The organism is Nocardia sp. NPDC101769 (assembly GCF_044766925.1).
Taxonomy (GTDB): domain Bacteria; phylum Actinomycetota; class Actinomycetes; order Mycobacteriales; family Mycobacteriaceae; genus Nocardia.
The window spans coordinates 376,870-401,167 of sequence record NZ_JBIWMX010000004.1 but is presented as its reverse complement, the minus strand read 5'-3'; the positions used below and the strand labels follow the sequence as shown (position 1 = coordinate 401,167).

The following is a 24,298-nucleotide window of genomic DNA, read 5'->3' as shown; positions in this document are numbered from 1 at the left end:
TCTACTCCCCGTTGCCCATCGTCTTCTTGGCTTCCTCGGCCGAGGCTATCCGCACCACGGCATCCTTGAACGCCATCCAGCCCAGCAGCGCGCACTTCACGCGGGCGGGGTACTTGGCGACGCCGACGAACGCGATGCCGTCGCCGATCACCTCCTCGTCGCCCTCGACCGTGCCGCGGCCGGTGACCATCTCGTCGAACGCCTCGACCACCTTCAGCGCCTGCTGCACCGGCAGGCCGATGACCTGATCGGTGAGCACCGAGGTGGACGCCTGGCTGATCGAGCAACCCTGGCCGTCGTAGGACACATCCTGGACGTCGCCATTGCCGTCGATATGCACACGCAGCGTCACCTCGTCACCACAGGTGGGGTTGACGTGGTGCACCTCGGCGCCGAAGGGCTCGCGCAGCCCTCGGTGGTGCGGGTGCTTGTAGTGGTCCAGGATGACTTCCTGGTACATCTGCTCCATGCGCATGTTTTATGCAACTCCGAAGAAGCTCTGGGCCTTCCGCACGGCGGCCACCAGCTGATCGACCTCGTCGAGGGTGTTGTACACCGCGAACGAGGCCCGCGCGGTCGCGGCGATGCCGAAGTGCCGGTGCAGCGGCCACGCGCAGTGGTGGCCCACGCGGACGGCGACACCCTGGTCATCGAGGATCTGGCCGACGTCGTGGGCGTGAATACCGTCCACCAGGAACGACACCGCGCCGCCACGGTTCACGTTCTCGGTCGGGCCGATGATGCGGACGCCGTCGATCGCGTCCAGACCTTCGAGCGCCGCGCTGACGAGCGAGTGCTCGTGCGCCGCAACGGCTTCCATGCCGACCTCGCTCAGATACCGGACAGCCGCGCCCAATCCGACGACCTGCGAGATCATCTGCGAACCCGCCTCGAACCGCTGCGGCGGCGGGGCGAAGGTCGAGTGATCCATGTACACGGTCTCGATCATGGAACCACCGGTGATGAACGGCGGGGTGTCCTCGAGCAGCTCACGCCGGCCGTACAGGATGCCGACGCCCGAGGGGCCGAGCATCTTGTGGCCGGAGAATGCGGCGAAGTCGACGCCCAGCGCCTTGAAGTCCACCGGCATGTGCGGCACCGACTGGCAGGCGTCCAGCACCACGATCGCGCCGACTTCCTTTGCGCGGCGCACCAATTCGGCGACATCCGCGACCGCGCCGGTCACGTTCGACTGGTGGGTGAAGGCGACCACCTTGGTGGCCGGCGACAGCTCCAGCGAGTCCAGGTCGATGCGACCCTCGTCGGTGACGCCGTACCACTTCAGCGTCGCACCGGTCCGCCGCGCGAGCTCCTGCCACGGCACGAGATTCGCGTGATGTTCGAGCTCGGTGATGACGATCTCGTCGCCGGGCCCGACGCGGTACGGGAATCGGTCATCGGAGAAGGCGTAGGCCACTACGTTCAGCGACTCGGTCGCGTTCTTGGTGTACACGATCTCGTCCGCACCGACGCCGACGAACGCCGCGATCGCCGCGCGCGCCGCCTCGTAGGCCTCATTGGCCTCCTCGGCGAGCTGGTGCGCGCTGCGATGCACGGCCGCGTTGTGTTCGAGCAGGAATTCCCGCTCGGCGTCGAGCACCTGCAGCGGACGTTGCGACGTCGCACCGGAATCCAAGTACGCCAACGGTTTTCCATCGCGCACGGTCCGGCTCAGGATCGGGAAGTCGGCCCGGATCCTGGCGATGTCGAGAGTCCCCACGGTGCTGGTCATTTAGGCTCCTACGACAGAATCTGATTCGCGGCTCGCCGCGGATGAGGTGAAGCGCACGTAGCCATTCGCGTCGAGTTCCTCGGCCAGCTCGGAGGCACCCTCGGCCACGATGCGGCCGTTCACGAACACGTGAACGAAGTCGGGCTGGATGTAGCGCAGGATGCGGGTGTAGTGGGTGATCAGCAGGATGCCGCCGGTCTCCCGCTCCTTGTAACGGTTCACACCCTCGGAAACAATCCGCAGCGCGTCCACGTCCAGACCCGAGTCGGTCTCGTCGAGGATGGCGATCTTCGGCTTGAGCAGGCTCAGCTGCAGGATCTCCTGGCGCTTCTTCTCACCGCCGGAGAAACCCTCGTTGACCGAGCGCTCGCCGAAGGCCGGATCGATGTCCAGCTCGGCCATGCCCTCCTTGACTTCCTTCACCCAGGTGCGCAGCTTGGGGGCCTCGCCGCGGACGGCGGTGGCGGCGGTACGCAGGAAGTTCGAGACCGAGACGCCCGGGACCTCGACGGGGTACTGCATGGCCAGGAACAGGCCGGCCCGCGCACGCTCGTCGACCGACATCTCCAGCACGTTCTCGCCGTCGAGGGTGATGGTGCCCTGGGTGACGGTGTACTTGGGGTGCCCGGCGATGGCGTAGGACAGGGTCGACTTGCCGGAGCCGTTGGGGCCCATGATCGCGTGGGTCTCACCGGACTTCACGGTCAGGTTGACGCCCTTGAGGATCTTGATGGGCTCGGCGTTCTCGTCCGGGTTGGCGACCTCGACGTGCAGGTCCTTGATTTCCAGGGTGGTCATCGAATTCGAATTCCTTTGCGGGGATGGGAAGTTGGTGTCAGGCGCCGACGGCGGCGAGCTCAGCCTCGATGGCCGCCTCGAGCCGCTCCCGAACCTCGGGGACCGTGATCTTCTGAATGATCTCGAAGAAGAAGCCGCGCACGACCAGACGCCGCGCCGCCTCCTCGCTGATACCGCGCGAGCGCAGGTAGAACAGCTGCTCGTCATCGAAACGCCCAGTGGCCGAGGCATGTCCGGCGCCGACGATCTCGCCGGTCTCGATCTCCAGGTTCGGCACCGAGTCGGCGCGCGCGCCATCGGTGAGTACCAGGTTGCGGTTGGCCTCGTAGGTGTCGGTGCCCTCGGCAGCCGCGCGAATGAGCACATCGCCCACCCACACGGTGCGCGCGTCCGGCTTGCTGGAGGACGGATCGCCCTGCAGCGCACCCTTGTACAGCACGTTCGACTTGCAGTGGGGCACCCCGTGATCGATCAGCAGGCGCTGTTCGAAGTGCTGGCCGTCATCGGCGAAGTACACGCCGAGCAGCTCGACGTCGCCGCCCGGACCGTCGTAGCGGACAGTCGCGGTCAGGCGCACCAGATCGCCACCGAGGGTGACATTGGTGTGCCGCAGGGTGGCGTCACGACCCAGCTTGGCGTGGTGCGCGGTCGCGTGCACAGCGTCGTCGGCCCAGTCCTGAATGACGATGACATTCAGCTTGGCGCTGTCGCCGAGCACGAATTCCACATTCTCCGCGTAGGTTCCGCTGCCGCGCTGGTCGAGGACCACGTTCGCGTGGGCGAAGTTGCCCAGTCGGATCTGGGTGTGCCCGTAGGCGGTCTTGCCCTCTCCCGGACCAGTGATGGTGACGACGACCGCTTCGGCCACTTCGGTTTCCGCGCCGATCGACACGATGGTCGCATGCTCGAAACCCGAGTACGCCTGCGCGGCAACGCGATCGGTGGGGGTACCGGCGACACCGAGGCGAGCGTCGTCACGGCCGACGGTCTCCACCGTCACGCCCTCGACAGCGTTCGCCTCGACGACGGCCCGGCCGTCACGAACGGCGGTGCCGTCGTGCAGGCCACGCAGGCGACGCAACGGGGTGAAGCGCCACACCTCGTCATGCGCGGACGGCACTTCGAAGGCGTTCACGTCGAAGGACGCAAAAACCTCACCCTTGTTGATCGCCGGCACACGGCCCTCGGCGGCAACGGCAACATTCTGGACCGTCATCAGCCGACGGCTCCTTCCATCTGCAGTTCGATCAGGCGGTTCAGCTCCAGGGCGTACTCCATCGGGAGCTCCTTGGCGATCGGCTCGACAAAGCCGCGCACGATCATGGCCATGGCCTCGTCCTCGGTGAGGCCGCGGCTCATCAGGTAGAACAGCTGGTCCTCGGACACCTTCGACACCGTGGCCTCATGGCCCATGGTCACGTCGTCCTCGCGGATGTCGACGTACGGGTAGGTGTCGGAACGAGAGACGTTGTCCACCAGCAGCGCATCGCACTTCACAGTCGACTTCGAGCCGTTCGCGCCCTTGTTGACCTGCACCAGGCCGCGGTACGAGGCGCGACCGCCGCCGCGCGCCACCGACTTGGAGATGATGGTCGAGGAGGTGTGCGGCGCCAGGTGCAGCATCTTCGCACCGGTGTCCTGGTGCTGGCCGGCACCCGCGAACGCGATGGAGAGCACCTCACCCTTGGCGTACTCACCGGTCATCCACACGGCCGGGTACTTCATGGTGACCTTGGAGCCGATATTGCCGTCGACCCACTCCATGGTCGCGCCCGCCTCGGCCTTGGCGCGCTTTGTCACCAGGTTGTAGACGTTGTTCGACCAGTTCTGGATGGTGGTGTAGCGGCAGCGGCCGCCCTTCTTCACGATGATCTCGACCACCGCGGAGTGCAGCGAATCCGAGGAGTAGATCGGCGCGGTGCAGCCCTCGACGTAGTGGACGTAGGCGTCCTCGTCGACGATGATCAGCGTCCGCTCGAACTGACCCATGTTCTCGGTGTTGATGCGGAAGTACGCCTGCAGCGGGATGTCCACGTGCACGCCCGGCGGCACGTAGATGAACGAACCACCCGACCACACCGCCGAATTCAGCGCGGAGAACTTGTTGTCACCCGACGGGATGACCGAGCCGAAGTACTTCTGGAAGATCTCCGGGTGCTCCTTGAGACCGGTATCGGTGTCGAGGAAGATGACGCCCTGCTTCTCCAGGTCCTCACGGATGGAGTGGTAGACGACCTCGGACTCGTACTGCGCGGCGACACCCGCGACCAGCCGCTGCTTCTCCGCCTCCGGGATGCCCAGCTTGTCGTAGGTGTTCTTGATGTCCTCGGGCAGCTCTTCCCAGGACGCGGCCTGCTTCTCGCTCGAGCGCACGAAGTACTTGATGTTGTCGAAGTCGATGCCCTCGAGGTTGGAGCCCCAGCTCGGCATTGGCTTCTTGTCGAAGATACGCAGTGCCTTCAGACGGAAGTCGAGCATCCATTCGGGCTCGTTCTTCTTCGCCGAGATGTCGCGAACGACGTCCTCGGACAGGCCGCGCTTGGCACTGGCACCGGCGACATCCTTGTCGGCCCAGCCGTACTCGTAGGTGCCCAGGGACGCGATGGTCTCTTCCTGGGACAGCGGCTGCACCTGGTCGGTGGTCGTCGTCATTCGGCACTCCTTCCGGAGTCATGTGTAGAAGTCGTTGCGGGCTGTGCAACGGGGGTCGATGCGGAATTCTTTTGGGCGGTATTCGATATGGGGGGCACTGTGGCCAGCGGGACGTGCGTGGTGCAGGCGCAGTCGCCATTGGCGATGGTCGCCAGGCGCTGCACGTGCGTACCGAGAATTTCCCGGAAGGCTTCGAGTTCGGCCGCGCACAGCTCCGGGAACTCCTCGGCGACATGCGAGACCGGGCAGTGGTGCTGGCAGATCTGCACGCCCGCACCGACCTTCCGGGTCGAGGCCGCGAATCCGGCATCGGTGAACGCGTCCGCGATCTCCTCCGCCTTGGCCTCGGTCTCGGCCGGGGTATGCCCGGTGAGCTCACCGACCCCGGACACGATGGTCGCCACCCGCTTGCGCGCGAATTCGGTGATGGCCTGGTCCCCGCCGATCTCCCGCAGCTGCCGCATGGCGGCTCCGGCGAGGTCATCGTAGGCGTGCCCCAGGCGGCCACGGCCGGTGGCCGTCAGCTGGAACTGCTTGGCGGGACGACCACGGCCCTTCTGCTGCCACGGCGCCGACCGCGTCGCGCGGGCCTCGCCCGATTCGATGAGCGCGTCCAGATGCCGGCGCACGCCCGCCGGGCTCAGGCCCAGGCGTTCACCGATGGCGGTCGCGGTGATCGGGCCCTCCTCCAGCAGCAGCTTGACGACGGCTTCCCGGGTGTGACCCTCACCCGCCGGCACGGGCACGACAACGGACCGGGCACCCTCGTGTTGGTGCCCGGCCTGTTCCGCGTTCCGCAAACCCACGGTTTTCACAACATCAGTGTGACGGAATTCCATCCCCCGTTCCAGTAAGGGTCACCTGACCTGATCTTCGCGACCTGGGGCGATGGGGTCGGGTGTGATCCGGGCCACCATATATATCCGCGCATTTCGGAAATTCGGCCCGGTCGTGGCGGGTTTCCGAAGACGTGAACAGTGTGCTCGTGGTGGGTGCGACGGGAAACGTCGGCCGGCAGGTAGTTGCCCAACTGGCCGCGGCAGGGGTCCGGACACGAGCGCTGGCTCGCGATCCGGAGACCGCCGGCCTGCCGCCCGGAGTCGAGGTGGTGGGCGGGGATCTGGCCGAGCCGGAATCCCTGGCCACGGCCGCGGAGGGGGTCGACTCGGTGTTCCTGGTGTGGCCGTTCCATGGGACAGAGGGCGCGGCACAGGTGCTGAAGGTGCTCGCCGAGCACGCCCAGCGCGTCGTGTATCTGTCGTCCACGACGGTGAACGACCAAGGGCCGCAATCGGATCTGATTCCACAGTTGCATGCCGAGATGGAGGGCCTCATCGAGGCCTCGGGGCTGCCGTGGACCATGCTGCGCGCGGACACCCTCGCCTCCAATGCGCTGGCCTGGGCGGGGCAGATTCGCGCCGGTGACGTGGTGCGCGGGACCGAGGTCGCGCCGAGCGCGGTGGTGCACGAGGGCGATATCGCGGCCGTGGCGGCGCGACTGCTCACCGATCACTCGCACACCTGGCGGAAGTACCTGGTGACCGGGCCGCGGGTGGTCGGGCGCGCGGATCAGGTCGCGGCGATCGGCGAGGTCCTGGGACGTTCACTGCGGTTCGAGGCGCTGCCGCTGGGGGTGGCGCGGGAGTCGATGACCGGGGCCGGACTGCCGGCGCGGCTGATCGAATCACTGCTGTCGATGGCCGAATTCAGGCCACGCTCGGATCTGATCACGACGACCGTGGCCGACCTCACCGGGCGGCCGGCGCGGGATGTCCGGGACTGGGCCGCGGAGCACGCAGAGAAGTTCCGGTAGCCGACCGGTCGCCCGATGACGGCCCGGCGCGGCGCGGGCATAAGTTCGATGGCAATCGAATTATCACTGGGGTGCGGGTGCCACAGCGCCCGCCGTCCAGACCACGACATCCACGAAAGCCGGTGCCAGCATGCCCATCGCACTGTCCCTCCTCGACCTGGCGGTGATCGCGCCCGGTCAGACCGCGCGTGACAGCTTCCGGAACAGCGTCGCGCTGGCGCAGGCGGCGGAACGCAGCGGGTACCGGCGGGTCTGGTATGCCGAGCACCACAATATGAACTCGATCGCGTCCAGCGCGACCAGCGTGCTCATCGGCCACGTGGCCGCGCATACCGGGACCATCCGGCTCGGGGCGGGCGGGATCATGCTGCCGAACCACTCGCCGCTGGTGATCGCCGAGCAGTTCGGCACCCTCGAGTCGCTGTACCCGGGTCGCATCGACCTCGGGCTGGGCCGCGCGCCGGGCAGCGATCAGGAGACCATGCGGGCGCTGCGGCGTAACCCGTCCTCGGCGGACGCCTTCCCGCAGGACGTGCTGGAGTTGCAGGGGTACCTGACCGGGAGCTCGCGGATTCCGGGCATTCAGGCCGTGCCGCGGGCGGAAGGCGTTGTGCCGCTCTACATTCTGGGGTCGTCGCTGTTCGGTGCGCAGCTGGCCGCGCACCTCGGCCTGCCCTACGCTTTCGCCTCCCACTTCGCGCCCGACTCCCTGCACGAGGCCGTCCGCGAGTACCGCGACCGCTTCCGGCCCTCCGAACAGTTGGCCGAGCCCTATGTCATGGCCGGGGTCAATGTGTTCGCGGCGGAGGACCGCGCGCAGGCCGAGGAGCAGAAGACCGTCTCCTACCGGGCGCGCACCCGCGCGTTCATCAAGCGCGGCGCGGCGGGCATGGACTTCTCCGACGAGGAGATCGACGCCTTCCTGGCCTCGCCCAATGGCCGTCACCTGGCCAGCATGACCACGTACACGGCCGTCGGCACACCCGCCGACGTCGTGGCGTACCTGGAGGACTTCGCGGCCGACATCCAGGCCGACGAACTCATCACGGCCCACCACGCCCAGAACATCGACGACCGGGTGCGCTCGATCGAGCTGACCGGCGCGGCGATGGACGCACGCGAATCCGTCACGCGCTGAAGGACATCGGCCGACCGCTATGCCGGCCCCTCGCTCTCCGCCGGGGTATTTCGCCGGAGAGCGACGGCGGTAACCGCGAACAGGACCAGGACGAGCCAGATAAAGGCATCGTGGTCGAAGATCGAGAAAGGGCCCCGGTCCGGGAAGTCGAAGACGCTCTCGCGGTGGACGCCGAACAGGATGAACACACCGCCCGAACAGACGAGGAAGACGGCGAGCAGGCCCGCGACGGCGGGGACGGAGCGGTGGCGATTCGCCGGGTGGAGGCACTACGCTCCGGCCAGCGCACCCAGCGCGGCTACCAGCCACACCACGGCCGGCGGAATCGAGCGCCGCTGCGACGCAGCCCGATTCGCGGCCGCCACCCCATCGATCGTCGGCAGCGGCATGCGCACCCCCACGGTTCCGGGTTCCGATTTCCGCTCACCGTAACAGCACCCCTCGATCACGAGCCCCTATTCTTCCTGCAGCGCAACATGTTTCGGTTCAATGCGGCGGCACCGTCCAGGGCCTGGACATCACCGCCGACGTGACCCTGGGCCCGGACCCGGCCGGCGGCTTCCGCATCTCCAAGATCAAGCTGACCCTGGTGGGCAAGGCGTCGGGCATCGACGAGGCCGGCTTCCTGGCCGCCGCCGAGGCGGGCTGCCCGGTGTCCAAGGCGCTGGCCGGCGTCGGCACCATCGAGCTGGATGCCACCTTCGAGGCGTAGCTCGCGAGTTCCCGGCTGACCCTTTTGATTAGCCGGAAGCTAACTCTTTTGGCTATTTCTTCCGAGAATCGGGCATTGGGCTCGTTTTTCTCGTGTGTGCCGAATTAGCCTCGCTGTCACTACCAGTCGAAATCCTGGAGGTGGGCAAGGTTATGAGATCGCGGGCGTCGGTTACCGTGCCGCAAGAAGCGGATGCTTCGACTTCGCTGCCGCGTGTCCTCGCGCTCGACGCGGCGCGGGGCATCGCGGTGCTGGGCATGTTCGCGGTGCATGTCGGGCCGCAACGGAGCCAGCCGGGCGCGTCCTGGCTGACGGTCTTCGAGGGCCGGGCGGCCGCGCTGTTCGCGGTATTGGCGGGCGTGTCGATGGCGCTCATGTCCGGCGGGCCGCACCCTGCCACCGGGATCGCGGCCCGCCGCAGCCTGATTCGCATCGGCTCCCGAGCCGTGCTGGTCGCGCTGCTGGGTCTGGCGCTGGCGCAACTGCATTCCGGCATCGGAATCATGATCATCCTGACCTACTACGGCCTGTTCTTCCTACTGGCCCTGCCCGCCCTGCGGCTGGAGGTCCGCGCGCTCGCGATACTCGCGGCGGTGTGGGCGATCGCCGGACCGATCCTGTCCTTTGTCATCCGAAGCCACATGCACCAGAACGCTTCCGGCGGCAACCCCATCTTCGAGATGTTCACCTCGTGGTCGGGTCTGCGGCAGGCGGGCCAGATGCTGGTGCTCACCGGCGGGTACCCGGCGCTCACCTGGATGCCGTTCCTCTTCGCCGGTATGGCTCTGGGCCGCTGGGGGATTCGCGCACTCCGGCCGCTGCCGGTGATAGGTGTCGGTGCGCTGCTGGCCCTGCTCGGATACGGCGGTTCGTGGCTGGTGCAGCACCCGCTGGGCGGGCGCGCGCACCTGGTCGACCTGCTCACCGCAGGTATGACACAGGCCGGGGTCACCGACTTCGATCCGGGCCAGATCATCGATATGACGGGTTTCGGCGCGGTGGCGACAACGAGCTGGTGGTGGATGACCGTCGCCACCCCGCACAGCGGCACCCCGTTCGAGGTGTTCGGCGCGATCGGTGCAGCCTTCCTGGTGATCGGTGTCCTGATGGCACTGGTCCCGCGTGCCGGTATCGCCTTGCGGCCCTTGATGGCCGCGGGCTCCTGCGCGTTGAGCCTCTACATCCTGCAGGCGGTGGCGGTCAGCGCCCTGGTGCCGGTACCCGACGAGAACGCGACCGCACTGCCGGGCGGCATCCACGGCCCGGGCTGGGAACTACTGGCACTACTCGCCATCGGTTCCCTGGTGCCGGCGACTCTGTGGCGCAGCCGGTTCCGTCGTGGTCCGGCGGAACGGCTGCTCCACACGATCACTCAGGGTGTGACGAACGCTCTGGTCGGGCGGCCTTCCCCGCCACATCCGTGACGACCTCGAACTCCAGCGGCGACGCGCCCGTGGAGACCGGCTTGCGGGCCTCGCCCGGTTGCGCCTCGCGCACGGACCGTCACGCCACGCGGCGAAAGTCTCCTCCGAATCCCACTGGGTGACAACGAAGTACCGATTGTCTCCGGAGACGGGTCGCAGCAGCTATAAGCCCAGGAACCCGGGCGAGTTCCCGACCGCGTGTCCGCGGTGCGCGAAGCGCTACTCCAGCTCGGGTATATGCCAACGTAGGCAACAGCTTTCACCAAACATGCCGATGGGGCGGCACCGCACCGCGGTGTCACCCCATCACACACTTCGAGACACTTCCTAGTCGTGGAACGGGTCGGCGTCCTGGCCGGGCAGCCAGGACCGCCCCGCGTCGGTCCAGCCATTGGCCTTGATCATCTTCTTGGCGGCGCGCTGATTGCGGCCGATGAGGCGATCCAGGTACAGATGGCCGAGCAGGTGATCGGTCTCGTGCTGCAGGCAGCGGGCCAGGTAGCCGGTGCCGGAGACGATGACCGGCTGGTTGTGGATGTCGACGCCCGACACCTCGGCCCAATCGGCGCGCCCGGTCGGGAACCACTCCCCCGGCACCGAGAGGCAGCCTTCGGCGTCGTCGTCGGGGTGGGGCATGGTCTCCGGGATCTCGGAGGTCTCGATGCTCGGATTGATGACGTACCCGCGCTGCCGGCCGTCGCCGGTCATGAGGTCGTACACGAAAACTGCACGGGGATCGCCGATCTGATTGGCCGCCAGGCCCGCGCCCCGGGCCGCGGTGTTCGTCTCGAACAGGTCCTCGACGAAAGCGGCCAGTTCCGCGTCGAATTCGGTGACGGGCACGGCCGGGGTGGACAGTCTGGGGTCACCGGCGATGAGGATCGGTCGAACAGCCATGTCCCTATTTCTTCCAGAAGCAGGCCGACCGGTTTCCGCCGGGGTCCAGCAGCGGGCATACGCGACCCGCTACGGGCGCGGAATATTGCGCAGGTTGCTGCGGGCCATGTCGATCATGCGGCCGACACCGCCGGCCAGCACGATCTTGCCCGCGGCCAGGGCGAACCCCTTGACCTGCGCGGCATCGATCCGGGGCGGGAGGGACAGGGCATTGGGGTCGGTGACCACGTCCACCAGCATCGGCCCGGGCGCGGCGAACGCCTCGGTCAGCGCGGCCCGGACCTCGGACGGGTCGGTCACCCGCAGCGACGGAATGCCCACGGCCGCCGCGATATCGGCGTAGTTCACCGGCTCCTGATCGGTGCCGTAGTCGGGCAGGCCGTCGACCAGCATCTCCAGCTTCACCATGCCGAGCGTGGAGTTGTTGAACACCACGATCTTCACCGGCAACCGGTGCCGCCAGACGGTGAGCAGCTCACCCATGAGCATGGCCAGACCACCGTCGCCCGACAGCGAGATCACCTGCCGGCCCGGGTAGGCCGTCTGGGCGCCGATGGCGTGCGGGACGGCGTTGGCCATGGTGCCGTGCCGCCACGAGCCGATGATGCGGCGGCGGCCGTTCGGGTTGATGTACCGTGCCGCCCAGACATTGCACATGCCGGTGTCGACGGTGAAAACCGCGTCGTCGTCGGCGATTTCGTCGATGAGCGAGGCGACGTACTCGGGGTGGATGGGCGTGTGGTGGTCGATATCGCGGGTGTAGGCGTCCACCACGTTCTCCAGCGCGGAGGCGTGCCGGCGCAACATGTCGTCGAGGAAGGCGCGGCTCGGATTCTGGTGCAGCAGCGGCAGGACAGCGTCGATGGTGGCGGCCACGTCGCCATTGACGGCGATATCGACGGCGGCGCGGCGCCCGATGCGGGACGGGTCGCGGTCGATCTGGGCGATCCGGCCGTTCTGCGGCAGGAACGTGTCGTAGGGGAAGTCGGTGCCGAGCAACAACAGCAGGTCGGCTTCGTGGGTGGCCTCGTAGGCGGCGCCATAGCCGAGCAGGCCGCTCATGCCGACGTCGTACGGATTGTCGAACTGGATCCACTCCTTGCCGCCGAGCGCGTGGCCGATCGGGGCGTGCAGTCGCTCGGCCAGACTCATGACCTGGGCGTGTGCACCACGCACACCCGCGCCCGCGAACAGGGCCACGGTGTCGGCGTCATTGAGGGCCTCCGCGAGGCGGTCCACCTGGGCGGCGGGCGGGACAACAGTCGGCGCTTCGGCCACCAGATCCGACTGCCAGCCGCGGTTCTCGGCCTCCGCGCTGAGCACGTCACCGGGCACCACCAGCACCGAGACGCCATGCTGACCGAGTGCGGTCTGCATGGCGATGTAGGCGAGCCGCGGCATCTGCTCGGGGATGCCGACCATCTCACAGAAGTGACTGCACTCCACGAAGAGTCGCTCGGGGTGGGTTTCCTGGAAGAAGCCGGTGCCGATCTCACGGCTGGGAATGTGCGAGGCGATAGCCAGCACGGCGGCGCCATTGCGGTGCGCGTCGTAGAGCCCCTGGATCAGGTGGGTGTTGCCGGGTCCGCAGCTGGCCGCGCAGACCGCCAGCCGGCCGGTGAGCACCGATTCCGCGCCGGCGGCGAAGGCGGCGCCCTCCTCGTTGTGGCAGTGCACCCAGTCGATGCCCTCGGTCCGGCGCACGGCGTCGACGAAGGGGTTCAAACTATCCCCCACCAGTCCGTACACCCGTTGGACACCGGCGGTGACGAGCGCGTCGACCAACTGGCTGGCGACCGAATTCCGACCCATGATCGCTCCGTTCGCAGTGCCGAGACCGAGCATGACCGGAGGCCACTGTCGCACTGTACCGAAATCGGACAGTTAGAGTTGCCACATCGTTGCTATACAGTGAGTCGGACCGGTGGTCACATCCCGTTGAACTCCACCAGCGGAGCCGGGTAGCCCGGCACGGGAGGTGTTGCGCGCCACGGCTTGTGGATGCGCGCACCGGGCAGCCGCGCGAGCTCGGGGAGCCAGCGACGGACGTACTCGCCATCGGGATCGAAACGCTCGGCCTGGCGGATGGGGTTGAGGATCCGGTTCGGGCGGGTGTCGGTGCCCGTGCCCGCGGCCCACTGCCAGTTCATCTGATTGTTGGCGATGTCGCCGTCGACCAGCCAGGTCAGGAAGTGCGCCGCACCGAGGCGCCAGTCCACGCCCAGCGATTTGGTGAGGAAGCTCGCGGCCAGCAGGCGGGCGCGACCGGGCATCCAGCCCTCGGCCAGCAGCTGCCGCATGGCCGCGTCGATGACCGGGTAGCCGGTGCGTCCGTCCCGCCAGGCCGCGAAGGCGTGCGGGTCGTCACGCGGGGCGGTGGGGCGCGGGCGGAGGTCGGTGTGGGCGAGGTCCGGCCGGGCCGCGAGGATCTGGTGGTGGAAATCGCGCCAGGCCAGCTGACGGGCGAAGGCCTCGCCGCCTGGGGCGGCAAGATCGGTGCGCCGGACCACCTCGGCCGGGGAGAGGCAGCCGAAGTGGAGGTAGGGCGAGAGTCCCGAGGTGGCGCCGGCCAGGCAGTCGCTGTCGGTGTGATAGCGGTCCACGGGCCCGGCGAGCCAGTCGTGCAACAGTTTCCGGCCGGTGCGCTCGCCACCCACGGACAGGTGCGGGGAGGTCGGCTCGGCGCACAGATCCGCATAGGCGGGCACGGGCTCGCCGCCGATGTCCGGACCCGCGAGTTGTCGTGGGCGCGGGGCCTGCGGCCGCAGTGGGGTCTCGAGCCAGCGACGGAAATACGGTGTGAAGACCGCGAAATGGTCGCGACCGGTGGCAGGCCGCAGCTCCGACGGGTCGACGACGGTCACCGACGCGGGATGGACCACCAGCCGGCACCCCGACTCGCCCGCGCGAACGCGCAACTCCCGCTCACGGTTTCGGCTGTACCGGCTGACATCGGCGGCCACATGCACACTCGTCGCGCCCGTTTCGGCGATCACCCGGGCCACCTCGTCGACGACCGGGCCCCGGCGGATCACCAATGGTGTGCCGAGCCCGCGTAATTCGGCATCGAGGTCCGTGAGGGCCGCCGTCAGGAAGCGGAGCCGGTTGGGCGCGACCGGGTTTCGCTCGATGATCCCGGGATCCAGCACGAACAGCGGCACCACCGCCCCGCCCGCGGCCGCCGCCAGTACCGGATTGTCGTGCACCCGCAGGTCACGGGTGAACAGGGCGATCGCCACCTGCATCGAGCACTCGCTTTCGGATCGAACGGGTCGAACGGGAACGCGGTGTTCTACGGGAGATTCCGCCGGAAACCTATCAGCTGGTCCCGGACTTTCCGCCCGGGCGGACGGGTCGCCCACGAGACGACCGTGAGCACGAGCAGCAGCGCGAGCACGGCCACCTCGCCGCGGGCATAGCCGACGGTCAGGTGCGAGACGATGCCGCCGCTGTCGACGAAGACGACGCCCGCGTAGGCCCACTCCTTGACCAGGGGAAATCCCGGAACCAGGACTGCGAGCGCGCCCAGTAGCTTCCAGACGCCCAGCAGGACCAGGAAGTAGGTCGGATAGCCGAGATGCACGATGGTGTCGCGGGCCTGCGGGTAGCGGGTGATGTCCCACCACCCGCCGACCACCAGTTCCGCCGCGACCAGCATGGTGGCGGTCCAGTAGAGCACCGAGCGGTCGGGAGCTTTTCGTGTGACGATGGTTCGTGTAGTCATGACACCATGACGTTCGGCGAGCGCGAAATATGTCGGACACCGACTCGGGATTCCCGGTAGAACGTTTCGAACAGCGGCGCGCCAGACTGAACGCGCTGGCATTCCGCCTGCTCGGCGCATCCAGCGAGACCGAGGACGCGGTCCAGGAGACATGGATGCGGTTGCACCGCACCGACATCGACGACATCCGCAATCTGGACGGCTGGCTGACCACCACACTGTCCCGGATCTGCCTGGACCGGCTGCGCGCCCGCCGGACCAACCCCGAACGCCCGCTGGGCGACGTCGTGCCCGGACCGCTCCCCTCCACTGCCACCGCCGGTGAACCCGAGGAACAGGCAGTGCTCACCGACGAACTGGAACGGGCGGTCCTGGTGCTGTTGCGGCGGCTGCCACCGGCCGAACGGGTCGCCTTCGTCCTGCACGACATGTTCGCGGTGCCGTTCTACGAGGTCGCCGACATCCTGCGGCGGTCCCCGAACGCGGCCCGGCTGCTGGCCAGCCGCGCCCGGCATCGGGTGATCGACGGTTCCGACGAGCTCCGGCCGGATGCGCTGCGGGAACGCCGCGTCGTGCGGGCGTTCCTGGCCGCGGTCCGAGCCGGAGACATCGCCGCGGTGCTGGCGGTCCTGGCCGCCGACGTGACCGTGTCGGCGGACCGGACCGCCGCGCCGGGGCCGGTGCCGGTCACCGCACGGGGAGCACCGATCGTGGCGCGGCTGGCGGCCGGGTTCGCCGCGCGGGCCGACTTCTCGGCGATGGTCCTGGTCGACGGGCGGCCGGGAGCGCTGGTCGCCGGCCGCGACGAGCCACCGGCGATCCTGTTGTTCACCGTCGAGGGCGAGCGCATCGTCCGGATCGACGTGCTCGCCGAGCCGGAAACGCTGGCGCGACTACCACTCTCGGTATCCGGCTTCAGCGCGTGGCGACGAGTTTGACCGGCGCCTCGAGCAGGGCGTCGATCGAATCCTCCCAGGCCACGGTGCGGGTGGTCACCACGCTCGGATCGAAACGCCCGGCCGCCACCAGATCCAGAATGTGCGGGATCGACGGGCGGGCGTGCGCCCGGCCGGTGTGGAAAGTGCAGCAGCGCGAATACATTTCGAGCATGGGCAGGGCGACATCCTGGGTCTGGACGCTGACGCTGGTGCAGAAACCGTCATTGGCCGTGGCACGGATGGCCGCCACCAGCGCTTGGGAACCGCCCACGGCTTCGACGGTGACCGGGAATCGGCCGATCCGGTCGGTCGGCCTGCCCTCGACGGGCTCGGCGCCGAGTTCGGCTGCGATGGCGAGCCTTTCGGGATCGGTGTCGAGGTAGACGGCCCGGGCGGAACCGAGCGCCGCCGCGAGACCGGCCGCATACAGACCGATGGACGGTGCCGCCGGACCGCTCAGGACCAGGACTTCCGCGCCGGGGCGGGCGGCCAGCTGCGGGGCGACCGATCGGTAGGCGTCGGCGATATTGTCGCTGGCACTGGCGACCGCGGCCGGATCCACTCCGGCGGGCAGCGGGACCAGCATGGCGTCCGCGTGCGGGACGGCGACCAGGTCCGACCACAGCCCGCCCCAGCTCAGCCCGCCCATCGGGCCGAGGCCGTAGCTGGACATGAACGGGTGGGTGGTGCAGTTGCCCGTATGGCCGCGGCGGCAGGAATCGCAGGCGCCACAGGAGATCTGGAACGGGACCACCACCTTGTCGCCACGGCGGACGGTGGTGACGTCGTCGCCGACGGCCACCACCTCCGCCACCCCCTCGTGGCCGAAGGGGTACGGGCCCGCCAGCGGGAACCGGCCCTGCAGGATCGCGGGGTCGATATCGCAGGTGGCCACGGCGATAGGGCGGACCAGGGCCTGATCGGGGGCATCGAGGGTGGGTTCGGCGGCGTCTTCCCAGCGCAGTGCGTGCGGGCCGTCGAGCACGAGTCGCTTCATTGATCGATCGTCGCTAGAACATTCTTTCCAGTCAACCCCCCTGGGGTGAATTCACCTCGGCAGCAGCGACTTCCGCGAGGCTCATCCGGATCAACCGGGCCATGGCCGCGGAAACCGTGTGCAGCGGGTCATCGGTGCGGCGCACCCGGGCCAGGACGGTCGCGCCCTCGTAGGCCGCGACCACCGTGGTGGCCAGATCGCGAGCCTCCCCCGGCGCCAGGCCGAGCTCGGTGAACAGTTCGGCGAATCCGTGTGTCATCGCCTCGAAGGCCGACACGCACGCGGCGCGCACGGAGTCGACATCACTGCCGCCGTCCAGGGCGGGGGTCCCGACCGGGCAGCCCGCGGCCCAGTCGCTCTCGGCCAGTTTGGCGGCCATGAAGTCGAACAGCGTTGCAGCCGTACCGAACACATCACCCGGGGCCTGGCGGATCATGCGCCCCACCAGCACGCCCGTGCCGGTGATGGCGGAGACCGCGATCTCCTCCTTGCCGCCCGGGAAGTGGTGGTAGATCGACCCATACGGCAGCCCCGCCGCCTCGCTCAACTTCTTCAGCCCGAATCCGTGATAGCCGTGCCGGGCGAGCAGCCCGGCCGCAGCCACCTCGATTCGCCGTTTCGAATCGGACACCATTCATCCAGAGTATGAGCCGGGTCCGACAGGGGCAGCGCGAATCGTGTTCGGGCAGTGGATCAGCCGAGCGCCGCGATGGCCGCGCTCAGTTTCTCCGTGGCGGCGTCGGCGACCTCTTGCAGCGCAGGATCGCCCGCGACCTGCACCATCACCTCCGGATTCATGGCCTCCACGATCACCGCGCCGACGTCCGAACGATCCGCGCGCACAACTACATTGCACGGCAGCAGCAGGCCGATCTGACGGTCCACGCCGAGGGCGGCGTGCGCCAGCGACGGATTGCACGCGCCCAGGATGAAGTAGTCCTCCATGTCCGCGTCCAGCTTCTGCTTCATGGTCGCGGTCACGTCGATCTCGGTGAGCACGCCGAATCCCTGCTCGGACAGGGCCTTCCGGGTGCGTTGCACCGCGTCGGCGAAATTGGTGCGCAGAGTGGCCGAGAGGGCGAGGGTCATCACGAATTCCTTTCCGTTGCGGGGCCGCCGGTTCGGGGCACGCCCAGGCGTTGCAGGAGCAGTGTCATCGGACACCAGCCCACGAGCCCGAAGAGCAGCAGGTTGGCGGCCACGAAGGCGGTCAGCAGCAGCCACCGGGGCGAGAACGCGAGCACCAGCGCCAGGCTGAGCAGCACCATGGCGCCGGCCAGGGCCGGTACGATGCTGTCGATGGACCAGCGGCGGATTGCGGCCATCAATAAATTCCTTTCACTCCCGGCGCCGGCGATCGCTTGGACGAGATCGCCCGAAGAGCTTCAGGCCAGCGCCAGGAAGAGTTTTTCCAGTTCCTCGACTGTCATCGGCTCGGAGTTCTCGGCCCGCTCCCCGGTCAGGCAGTCCCGCAGACCGGTGGCGACGATCTTGAATCCGGCGCGGTCGAGAGCGCGGGAGACCGCGGCGAGCTGGGTGACCACGTCCTTGCAGTCGCGACCCTGCTCGATCATCGAGATGACGCCCGCGAGCTGTCCGTGCGCGCGGCGCAGCCGGTTGAGGACCAGTGCGATGCTGTCTTCGTCGCCGATCATTGGGGGTTTCCTTCCCTGAGTCCGATGACTTCAGTATACCCCTGGGGGTATGGAAGGGTCATGAGAGAGGGCTCACCCTTTCCCACGACCCCACCCGTCAGTGCGCGAAGCTGATATCCGGCAGCACCCTGCGCAGCCAGCGCGGCGACCACCAGGCGGCGTGGCCGGTCAGGCGCAGCAGCACCGGCAGCAGGATCAGGCGGATCAGCACGGCGTCCAGCAGGACGGCGACACCGAGAATGATGCCCATCTCCTTCGGCGGCAGCGGATCGGCCAGCGCGAAGGTGAAGAACACCGCCACCATGACCGCCGCCGCGGCCGCGATCACCCGGCCCGAGTGCGCGATGCCGTCGATGTGGGCCACCTCGGGGTCACCCGAGCGCTCATAGTGCTCCTTCGCCGTGGCCAGCAGGAAGACCGTGTAGTCCATGGCGATGGCGAAGATCATGGCGAAGAAGAACACCGGACCCCAGCCGTCCAGGAAGCCCTGCGGCGTGAAACCGAGCAGGCCCGCGCCGTGGCCGTCCTGGAACACCAGCTTCGCCACACCGAACGCCGCCGCGGTCGACAGCAGGCTGACACCCGCGCCCAGCAGGGCGATCAGCGGCGCACGCAGGGCGACCAGCAGGAGCAGGAAGCCCAGCACCAGAATGATGCCGACCACCAGGGGCAGGTAGTCGTTCAAGGCCTGCTGGAGGTCGAGGTTCTCGGCGACCGCCCCGCCGACCAGCGCACCCGCCGGGAGTGCGGCGCGCAGCGAATGGACGATGTCGCCCATGGCCGGATCCGAGGGGTCGACCGTCGGGGTCGCCTGGAGCATGACCAGGCCACTGTCGTCGGCGGCGGGCTGCGGCGGGGTGACCATCGCAATCCGATTGTCCGAGGCCACGATTCGCTGAACGTCCGCGCCGTCCGAGGCGGGGGCCACGATTTGCAGCATGCCGGGCGCGCCCGGGCCGAATTCGCGCTGGACCAGCTCGTAGCCCTGACGCACGGACGCGTCCGCGGGGACCACCTGGATGGAGGGCATGGCCACCTTCAGGCTCGTCACCGGAATCGCAAGCGCGATCAGCACCAGCAGAGAGCCGACGGCGAACGGCCACGGGTGGCTGTGCAGCAGTCGTCCCCACTTCGCGAAGACCGGCGACCGATGCTGCTGCCGGGCCACGTACGGCAGCGAGCCCGCGTTCACGCGCCGGCCCAGCGCGCCGAGCACGGCGGGCAGCAGGGTCAGCGTCGCCAGCAGCACGAACGAGACCGCGAACATGATGCCGACCGCCATGGTCCGCACCGCGGGCGCGGGCACCACGAGCACGGCCGAGAGGCTCACCAGCACGGTCAGGCCCGAGAGGAGCACGGCCTTACCGGCGGTCGCCATGGTGATGGCGACGGCGGTGCGCGGTGGCGTGTCACCGCGGATGGCGTCGCGGAAGCGGGAGACCAGGAACAGCGCGTAGTCGATGCCGAGCGCGAGGGCGAACATCATGGCGAAGTTCATGGCCCACACCGAGATCGGGGTGACATGGTTCAGCAACACCAGGCCACCCGCCGAAGCGATGAGCCCGGTGAGGGTCAGCAGCAGCGGCAGCCCGGCCGCCACCAGGGAACCGAAGGCCAGCACCATGATCGCCAATGTGACCGGCCACGAGAACATCTCGGCCTTCATCATGGCCTCGTGATTGGCCTTGTTGAAGTCGCTCCACAGTGCCGAGGCGCCGGTCGGATAGATCTCGAAGCCGTCGGACGAGAGGGCCTTCAGTTTCGGGCCGACGTCGGTGACCGCAGCAACCATCTCGTCGGTGTTCGCATTCGCGCCCGCCAGCAGAATGCCGGTGTGGCCGTCGCGGCTGACCGACTGCCCCGGCACGGGTGCGACGATCGCGCCGAATCGGCTGTCGGCCTGCAGGATTCCGGTGAGATCCCCCACCAGGCGTCGAGCCTGCGGACTGTCCATGGTCGCGGTGTCCGAATGGATCACCACCTGCACCGCCGCGGCCGAGTTGCCGCCGAAGTGCTCCTGGGCGAGCTCGCGGACTTGCACGGACTCTGATCCATCGGCCTGCCAGCCCGCCCCCGCGAGCGAGTCGAACACCGCGGGCGCGGCCGCACCGAGGGCGACCGACAGGATCAACCAGAAGCCGAACACCCAGCGGGCGTGATCGGCCATGCGGGCCCCGAGACGGCCCAGCAGACCGCCGGGGGCGGTCGTGATCGGAGAAGCGTCGGCGACGCCGACTGTGGTACTTCGCATCTGACTTCCTTCCATACCCCCTGGGGTATGTCACGACTATACCCCCAGGGGTATAAATGGCAAGTGTGGGCGCCCATCGGCAACTCGCGAGCACACCGGGCGAACCCCCGCTACGGCCATGCGATCGGCGTCCGACCCGCGGCTCCGGACTAGGCTTCGCAGATGTGGCGGTAGTGGAAGGCGCGCGGCGCAGAGTCATCGATATCGGACGCCGGGCCCTGGGCCTGGACGTTCCTGCCGCCGATCACACCGTCGCCGTCCTGCACAGCGTCGACGCCGAACGGCCCGGCCTGGACCGGCGCGAAACCCTGCAACTGCTGCGGATCCGCCTGCTCGGCGCGACCGGGGCCGTGATCATGGCGGTGTCGGCGCTCGGTGTCGGAGCGCAACCGGTGCACCAGAATCCGATCTCCGGCATGCGGGTGCTCGGGTTCTTCGCGCGCGCGGGCACCTCGACGCTGGCCATGTGCATGATCGGCACCGTCCTGGTGATCATGGCGTGGCTGCTGCTGGGCCGCTTCGCCGTCGGCGGGTGGGGCGGTGATCCACGCCACCGGCTCAGCCGCTCGCAGATGGATCGGACGCTGCTGCTGTGGATCATTCCGCTCAGCGTCGCGCCACCCATGTTCAGCAACGACGTGTATTCGTATCTGGCACAGAGCGAAATCGCGGCCCGGGGCATGGACCCGTATTCGGTCGGACCGGTGGACGGGCTCGGGCTCGACAACGTGCTCACCAACAACGTGCCCAATATCTGGCGGTCCACCTCCGCGCCATACGGGCCGCTGTTCCTGTGGGTGGGGCGCGGCATCGCGCAGATCACCGGCGACAACATCGTGCTCGGAGTGTGGCTGCACCGGCTGCTGGCACTCGCGGGCGTGGCGCTGATGGTGTGGGCGCTGCCGCGACTGTCGCGGCGCTGCGGGGTCGCGCCGGTGAGCGCGCTGTGGCTGGGCGCGGCCAACCCGCTGGTGCTGTTCCACCTGGTGGGCGGCGTGCACAATGACGCGCTCATGCTCGGACTCATGCTGGCGGGCCTGGAATTCTGCCTGCGCGCCATCGACGATGCCCCGCACTTCGATCAAAGAGCCTGGGCGCTGCTGGTTTTCGGTACCGTGCTGATCACGCTGTCCTCGTCGGTGAAGATCATTTCGCTGGTGAGCCTCGGGTTCGTCGGCATGGCGCTCGCGCGGCGATGGGGGCGCGGACTCAAACCCGTGCTCATCGCCGGCGGCGTGCTCGGTGTCATAGCCGTGGTCACGACGCTGTCCGTGAGCTATGCCAGCGGCCTCGGATTCGGCTGGGTCAATACCGTCGGCACCGCCACCACCGTGCGCAGCTACCTCTCGCTGCCGACCGCCGTCGGGATCATCACCGGGTTCGGCGGCGTGCTGCTCGGACTCGGCGACCACACCACCGCCCTGCTCGACATCACCCGGCCCATCGCGGAACTCGTCGCGGGCTTCGTCACTCTGCGCATGCTCATCGCCGCCTGGACCGGGCGCTTGAATGCGATCGGCGCGCTGGGTGTTTCGCTCGGCGCGATCGTGCTGCTGTTCCCGGTGGTGCAACCCTGGTACCTGCTGTGGGCCATCGTGCCCCTAGCGGCGTGGGCCAACCGGCCTGCGTTCCGGGTGCCGGCGGTGGTGCTGTCGGTCGTGGTGTCGGTGATGGTCATGCCGCGCGGCGCGGACTTCTATGTCTTCCAGATCGTCGAATCCGCCATCGCCACCGTGATCGTGGGCCTGTCGCTGATCTTCCTCACCCGAAATGTGCTGCCGTGGCGCAATCAGCCGGGGGTGTCGGCTCGGTCACAGCAGCCCACGCCTTACGGTGTCTCATCGTGACCGCAGCTTCCGGACCCGCCGTACGCGTCGACGGCGTCGTGAAACGCTACGGCGAGACCACCGCGGTCGACGGCATCAGCTTCGATATCGAACGCGCACAGGTGCTGGCCCTGCTCGGACCCAACGGCGCCGGCAAGACCACCACCACCGAGATGTGCGAGGGCTTCGTCGTTCCCGACGCCGGAACCGTACGGGTGCTGGGCCTGGACCCGATCGCCGACTCCGCTCAGCTCCGACCGCGCATCGGCGTGATGCTGCAGGGCGGCGGCGCTTATCCGGGGTCGAAGGCCGGGGAGATGCTCGATCTCGTCGCGTCCTATTCGGCGAAGCCCCTGGACCCGGCCTGGCTGCTGGACACGCTCGGGCTGAAAGACGCTCGGCGGACGCCGTATCGGCGGCTCTCGGGCGGGCAGCAGCAGCGGCTCGCGCTGGCGTGCGCGCTGGTCGGGCGGCCGGAGATCGTGTTCCTCGACGAGCCGACCGCCGGATTGGACGCGCAGGCACGGCATCTGGTGTGGGAGCTCATCGACGCGCTGCGCCGCGACGGGGTCAGCGTGCTGCTGACCACGCATATGATGGACGAGGCCGAGCAGCTGGCCGATCAGCTGGTGATCATCGACCACGGGCAGGTCGTCGCGCAGGGCACGCCCGCCGAGGTCACCTCGCACGGCGCCGAGGGGCGGCTGGCGTTCACCGCGCCGCCCAAACTGGACCTGTCGCTGCTGGAAGCCGCACTGCCGGAAGGGTTCACCCCGCGCGAGACCGCACCCGGGTCATACCTGCTGCAGGGCGACATCACCCCGCAGGTGCTGGCCACCATGACCGCGTGGTGCGCGCGAATCGACGTGCTGCCCACCGACATTCGCATCGACCAGCGCCGGCTGGAAGACGTGTTCCTCGAACTGACCGGGCGGGAGCTCCGCGGATGACCGAGACCGTGAACCGATTCCCGGCGGGCACCTTCTCCCCCGCGCCGCAACCGACCACACGCGCCAAGATGCTGGCGGCGCAGACCCGCATGGAGCTGATCCTGTTGCTGCGCAACGGGGAACAGCTGCTGCTGACCATGTTCATTCCGATCACCCTGCTGATCGGGCTGACCCTGCTACCGGTGAGCGGGCTCGGCGAGCACCGGGTGGACCGGGTCGTGCCCGCGGTGATGATGGCGGCGATCATGTCGACCGCGTTCACCGGGCAGGCGATCGCCGTCGGCTTCGATCGGCGGTACGGGGCATTGAAGCGGCTCGGGGCGACGCCGCTGCCGCGGTGGGGCATTGTCGCGGGCAAGTGCTCGGCGGTGCTGCTCGTGGTGGTGCTGCAGTCGATCTTGTTGGGAGCCATCGGGTTCGCGCTCGGCTGGCGGCCGGTGCTGACCGGGTTGCTGCTGGGTGCGGTGGTGATCGCGCTCGGGACCGCGACCTTCGCGGCGCTGGGGCTGCTACTGGGCGGGACGCTCAAGGCCGAGGTGGTGCTGGCGCTCGCCAACATTCTCTGGTTCGTCATGCTCGGGACCGCGAGCCTGGTGTTCATGTCCGACGACCTGCCGCACGCGGTGAGCCTGATCGCGCGGATCATTCCGTCCGGGGCGCTGTCCGAGTGCCTGGAGCAGGCGATGCGCACCAGCATCGACTGGTACGGGCTCGCGGTGCTGGCGGGCTGGGGCGGGCTCGCGGGGTGGCTGGCCACCCGCTTCTTCAAGTTCGATTGAGGCCGACCGGGT

Annotated in this window: 24 protein-coding genes and 2 pseudogenes; 8 read left to right on the top strand and 18 right to left on the bottom strand. The window is 68.4% G+C overall.

The window, feature by feature from the left end; translation table 11 throughout:
• Position 1 precedes the first annotated feature (1 nt).
• From sufU to ACIRRA_RS10460, 6 genes are read right to left on the bottom strand one after another with little or no spacing between them, the layout of a single operon-like run.
• Entirely contained in the window at positions 2–475 is a 474-nt protein-coding gene (sufU, locus tag ACIRRA_RS10485) for a Fe-S cluster assembly sulfur transfer protein SufU (RefSeq protein ID WP_402765784.1), read from the bottom strand.
• A gap of 3 nt (positions 476–478) precedes the next feature.
• Positions 479–1,732, bottom strand: a complete 1,254-nt coding sequence (locus ACIRRA_RS10480) for a cysteine desulfurase (protein WP_402765781.1) — start codon at positions 1,730–1,732, stop codon at positions 479–481.
• Positions 1,733–2,530: a Fe-S cluster assembly ATPase SufC gene (gene sufC / locus ACIRRA_RS10475; RefSeq protein WP_402765780.1), complete on the bottom strand. Its 798-nt coding sequence runs from the start codon at positions 2,528–2,530 to the stop codon at positions 1,733–1,735.
• 37 nt (positions 2,531–2,567) lie between these two features.
• Positions 2,568–3,746 (bottom strand): Fe-S cluster assembly protein SufD, encoded by a 1,179-nt coding sequence (sufD, locus tag ACIRRA_RS10470; protein WP_402765777.1) that lies wholly within the window; start codon positions 3,744–3,746, stop codon positions 2,568–2,570.
• Positions 3,746–5,182 carry a Fe-S cluster assembly protein SufB gene (gene sufB, locus ACIRRA_RS10465; RefSeq protein WP_402765775.1) on the bottom strand — a complete coding sequence of 479 codons (1,437 nt, stop codon included), beginning with the start codon at positions 5,180–5,182 and terminating at the stop codon, positions 3,746–3,748. Before sufB ends, sufD begins: the two co-directional genes overlap by 1 nt.
• Positions 5,179–6,021 carry a helix-turn-helix transcriptional regulator gene (locus ACIRRA_RS10460; protein ID WP_402765773.1) on the bottom strand — a complete coding sequence of 281 codons (843 nt, stop codon included), beginning with the start codon at positions 6,019–6,021 and terminating at the stop codon, positions 5,179–5,181. The genes sufB and ACIRRA_RS10460 overlap by 4 nt, the downstream gene beginning before the upstream one ends.
• A 131-nt stretch (positions 6,022–6,152) precedes the next feature.
• On the opposite strand from ACIRRA_RS10460, the gene ACIRRA_RS10455 reads away from it, so the two are divergent.
• Positions 6,153–6,995, top strand: a complete 843-nt coding sequence (locus ACIRRA_RS10455; RefSeq protein ID WP_402765771.1) for an NAD(P)H-binding protein — start codon at positions 6,153–6,155, stop codon at positions 6,993–6,995.
• A 130-nt stretch (positions 6,996–7,125) separates the two neighbouring features.
• Positions 7,126–8,133 carry an LLM class flavin-dependent oxidoreductase gene (locus ACIRRA_RS10450; RefSeq protein WP_402765768.1) on the top strand — a complete coding sequence of 336 codons (1,008 nt, stop codon included), beginning with the start codon at positions 7,126–7,128 and terminating at the stop codon, positions 8,131–8,133.
• A 17-nt stretch (positions 8,134–8,150) separates the two neighbouring features.
• Here ACIRRA_RS10450 and ACIRRA_RS10445 read toward each other — a convergent pair whose 3' ends face one another.
• Positions 8,151–8,321 carry a hypothetical protein gene (locus tag ACIRRA_RS10445; protein ID WP_402765765.1) on the bottom strand — a complete coding sequence of 57 codons (171 nt, stop codon included), beginning with the start codon at positions 8,319–8,321 and terminating at the stop codon, positions 8,151–8,153.
• Between the two features lie 299 nt (positions 8,322–8,620).
• Here ACIRRA_RS10445 and ACIRRA_RS10440 point away from each other — a divergent pair.
• Positions 8,621–8,845: pseudogene (locus ACIRRA_RS10440) on the top strand (peroxiredoxin); the annotation flags it as partial.
• Positions 8,846–8,997: 152 nt separating this feature from the next.
• Entirely contained in the window at positions 8,998–10,269 is a 1,272-nt protein-coding gene (locus ACIRRA_RS10435; protein ID WP_402765762.1) for a DUF418 domain-containing protein, read from the top strand.
• Here the strand turns inward: ACIRRA_RS10435 and ACIRRA_RS10430 are convergent.
• The 5 genes and pseudogenes from ACIRRA_RS10430 to ACIRRA_RS10410 all read right to left on the bottom strand — a co-directional run bounded on the left by ACIRRA_RS10430 (position 10,214) and on the right by ACIRRA_RS10410 (position 14,890).
• Positions 10,214–10,539 (bottom strand): annotated as a pseudogene (locus tag ACIRRA_RS10430) (antibiotic biosynthesis monooxygenase family protein). The gene ACIRRA_RS10435 and the pseudogene ACIRRA_RS10430 sit on opposite strands and share 56 nt — an antisense overlap.
• A gap of 57 nt (positions 10,540–10,596) precedes the next feature.
• On the bottom strand, positions 10,597–11,166 hold the full coding sequence (locus ACIRRA_RS10425) for a peptide deformylase (protein WP_402765759.1): 570 nt from the start codon (positions 11,164–11,166) through the stop codon (positions 10,597–10,599).
• Positions 11,167–11,235: 69 nt separating this feature from the next.
• The gene (locus ACIRRA_RS10420; RefSeq protein ID WP_402765757.1) at positions 11,236–12,978 is read right to left on the bottom strand and encodes a pyruvate dehydrogenase; all 1,743 of its coding nucleotides are present in this window, start codon (positions 12,976–12,978) and stop codon (positions 11,236–11,238) included.
• A gap of 116 nt (positions 12,979–13,094) precedes the next feature.
• Positions 13,095–14,411: a cryptochrome/photolyase family protein gene (locus ACIRRA_RS10415; protein ID WP_402765754.1), complete on the bottom strand. Its 1,317-nt coding sequence runs from the start codon at positions 14,409–14,411 to the stop codon at positions 13,095–13,097.
• A 47-nt stretch (positions 14,412–14,458) separates the two neighbouring features.
• On the bottom strand, positions 14,459–14,890 hold the full coding sequence (locus tag ACIRRA_RS10410) for a DoxX family protein (RefSeq protein WP_402765752.1): 432 nt from the start codon (positions 14,888–14,890) through the stop codon (positions 14,459–14,461).
• Positions 14,891–14,919: 29 nt separating this feature from the next.
• On the opposite strand from ACIRRA_RS10410, the gene ACIRRA_RS10405 reads away from it, so the two are divergent.
• Positions 14,920–15,828, top strand: coding sequence for a sigma-70 family RNA polymerase sigma factor (locus tag ACIRRA_RS10405; protein ID WP_402765749.1), 909 nt, complete (start codon positions 14,920–14,922; stop codon positions 15,826–15,828).
• On the opposite strand, the gene ACIRRA_RS10400 is transcribed toward ACIRRA_RS10405, so the two are convergent.
• The 6 genes from ACIRRA_RS10400 to ACIRRA_RS10375 form a co-directional block, all read right to left on the bottom strand.
• Positions 15,806–16,825, bottom strand: coding sequence for a zinc-binding dehydrogenase (locus ACIRRA_RS10400; RefSeq protein ID WP_402765746.1), 1,020 nt, complete (start codon positions 16,823–16,825; stop codon positions 15,806–15,808). The two genes, ACIRRA_RS10405 and ACIRRA_RS10400, sit on opposite strands and share 23 nt — an antisense overlap.
• 31 nt (positions 16,826–16,856) lie before the next feature.
• Positions 16,857–17,459, bottom strand: coding sequence for a TetR/AcrR family transcriptional regulator (locus tag ACIRRA_RS10395; protein ID WP_357003383.1), 603 nt, complete (start codon positions 17,457–17,459; stop codon positions 16,857–16,859).
• A 59-nt stretch (positions 17,460–17,518) separates the two neighbouring features.
• A complete protein-coding gene (locus ACIRRA_RS10390; protein WP_402765743.1) occupies positions 17,519–17,914 on the bottom strand; it encodes a DUF302 domain-containing protein in 396 nt (131 codons plus the stop codon).
• Positions 17,914–18,150, bottom strand: coding sequence for a DUF2892 domain-containing protein (locus tag ACIRRA_RS10385; RefSeq protein WP_402765740.1), 237 nt, complete (start codon positions 18,148–18,150; stop codon positions 17,914–17,916). The genes ACIRRA_RS10390 and ACIRRA_RS10385 overlap by 1 nt, the downstream gene beginning before the upstream one ends.
• 60 nt (positions 18,151–18,210) lie before the next feature.
• On the bottom strand, positions 18,211–18,480 hold the full coding sequence (locus tag ACIRRA_RS10380; protein WP_354846695.1) for a metal-sensitive transcriptional regulator: 270 nt from the start codon (positions 18,478–18,480) through the stop codon (positions 18,211–18,213).
• Between the two features lie 97 nt (positions 18,481–18,577).
• Entirely contained in the window at positions 18,578–20,731 is a 2,154-nt protein-coding gene (locus ACIRRA_RS10375) for an MMPL family transporter (RefSeq protein WP_402765737.1), read from the bottom strand.
• A gap of 164 nt (positions 20,732–20,895) precedes the next feature.
• On the opposite strand from ACIRRA_RS10375, the gene mptB reads away from it, so the two are divergent.
• Genes mptB through ACIRRA_RS10360 form a run of 3 tightly spaced genes read left to right on the top strand, consistent with a single transcriptional unit; the run spans position 20,896 to position 24,286 of the window.
• The gene (mptB, locus tag ACIRRA_RS10370; RefSeq protein WP_402765734.1) at positions 20,896–22,578 is read left to right on the top strand and encodes a polyprenol phosphomannose-dependent alpha 1,6 mannosyltransferase MptB; all 1,683 of its coding nucleotides are present in this window, start codon (positions 20,896–20,898) and stop codon (positions 22,576–22,578) included.
• On the top strand, positions 22,575–23,507 hold the full coding sequence (locus ACIRRA_RS10365) for an ABC transporter ATP-binding protein (protein ID WP_402765731.1): 933 nt from the start codon (positions 22,575–22,577) through the stop codon (positions 23,505–23,507). The genes mptB and ACIRRA_RS10365 overlap by 4 nt, the downstream gene beginning before the upstream one ends.
• The gene (locus ACIRRA_RS10360) at positions 23,504–24,286 is read left to right on the top strand and encodes an ABC transporter permease (RefSeq protein ID WP_402765728.1); all 783 of its coding nucleotides are present in this window, start codon (positions 23,504–23,506) and stop codon (positions 24,284–24,286) included. Before ACIRRA_RS10365 ends, ACIRRA_RS10360 begins: the two co-directional genes overlap by 4 nt.
• The last annotated feature ends 12 nt before the right edge of the window (positions 24,287–24,298 follow it).

What these genes read in the sequence shown, in the direction of transcription:
- sufU (WP_402765784.1), bottom strand. Translation starts at nt 475, where the DNA reads ATGCGCATGGAGCAGATGTACCAGGAAGTCATCCTGGACCACTACAAG.
- ACIRRA_RS10480 (WP_402765781.1), bottom strand. Translation starts at nt 1,732, where the DNA reads ATGACCAGCACCGTGGGGACTCTCGACATCGCCAGGATCCGGGCCGAC.
- sufC (WP_402765780.1), bottom strand. Translation starts at nt 2,530, where the DNA reads ATGACCACCCTGGAAATCAAGGACCTGCACGTCGAGGTCGCCAACCCG.
- sufD (WP_402765777.1), bottom strand. Translation starts at nt 3,746, where the DNA reads ATGACGGTCCAGAATGTTGCCGTTGCCGCCGAGGGCCGTGTGCCGGCG.
- sufB (WP_402765775.1), bottom strand. Translation starts at nt 5,182, where the DNA reads ATGACGACGACCACCGACCAGGTGCAGCCGCTGTCCCAGGAAGAGACC.
- ACIRRA_RS10460 (WP_402765773.1), bottom strand. Translation starts at nt 6,021, where the DNA reads ATGGAATTCCGTCACACTGATGTTGTGAAAACCGTGGGTTTGCGGAAC.
- ACIRRA_RS10450 (WP_402765768.1), top strand. Translation starts at nt 7,126, where the DNA reads ATGCCCATCGCACTGTCCCTCCTCGACCTGGCGGTGATCGCGCCCGGT.
- ACIRRA_RS10435 (WP_402765762.1), top strand. Translation starts at nt 8,998, where the DNA reads ATGAGATCGCGGGCGTCGGTTACCGTGCCGCAAGAAGCGGATGCTTCG.
- ACIRRA_RS10425 (WP_402765759.1), bottom strand. Translation starts at nt 11,166, where the DNA reads ATGGCTGTTCGACCGATCCTCATCGCCGGTGACCCCAGACTGTCCACC.
- ACIRRA_RS10420 (WP_402765757.1), bottom strand. Translation starts at nt 12,978, where the DNA reads ATGGGTCGGAATTCGGTCGCCAGCCAGTTGGTCGACGCGCTCGTCACC.
- ACIRRA_RS10415 (WP_402765754.1), bottom strand. Translation starts at nt 14,411, where the DNA reads ATGCAGGTGGCGATCGCCCTGTTCACCCGTGACCTGCGGGTGCACGAC.
- ACIRRA_RS10410 (WP_402765752.1), bottom strand. Translation starts at nt 14,890, where the DNA reads ATGACTACACGAACCATCGTCACACGAAAAGCTCCCGACCGCTCGGTG.
- ACIRRA_RS10405 (WP_402765749.1), top strand. Translation starts at nt 14,920, where the DNA reads ATGTCGGACACCGACTCGGGATTCCCGGTAGAACGTTTCGAACAGCGG.
- ACIRRA_RS10400 (WP_402765746.1), bottom strand. Translation starts at nt 16,825, where the DNA reads ATGAAGCGACTCGTGCTCGACGGCCCGCACGCACTGCGCTGGGAAGAC.
- ACIRRA_RS10395 (WP_357003383.1), bottom strand. Translation starts at nt 17,459, where the DNA reads ATGGTGTCCGATTCGAAACGGCGAATCGAGGTGGCTGCGGCCGGGCTG.
- ACIRRA_RS10390 (WP_402765743.1), bottom strand. Translation starts at nt 17,914, where the DNA reads ATGACCCTCGCCCTCTCGGCCACTCTGCGCACCAATTTCGCCGACGCG.
- ACIRRA_RS10385 (WP_402765740.1), bottom strand. Translation starts at nt 18,150, where the DNA reads ATGGCCGCAATCCGCCGCTGGTCCATCGACAGCATCGTACCGGCCCTG.
- ACIRRA_RS10380 (WP_354846695.1), bottom strand. Translation starts at nt 18,480, where the DNA reads ATGATCGGCGACGAAGACAGCATCGCACTGGTCCTCAACCGGCTGCGC.
- ACIRRA_RS10375 (WP_402765737.1), bottom strand. Translation starts at nt 20,731, where the DNA reads ATGCGAAGTACCACAGTCGGCGTCGCCGACGCTTCTCCGATCACGACC.
- ACIRRA_RS10360 (WP_402765728.1), top strand. Translation starts at nt 23,504, where the DNA reads ATGACCGAGACCGTGAACCGATTCCCGGCGGGCACCTTCTCCCCCGCG.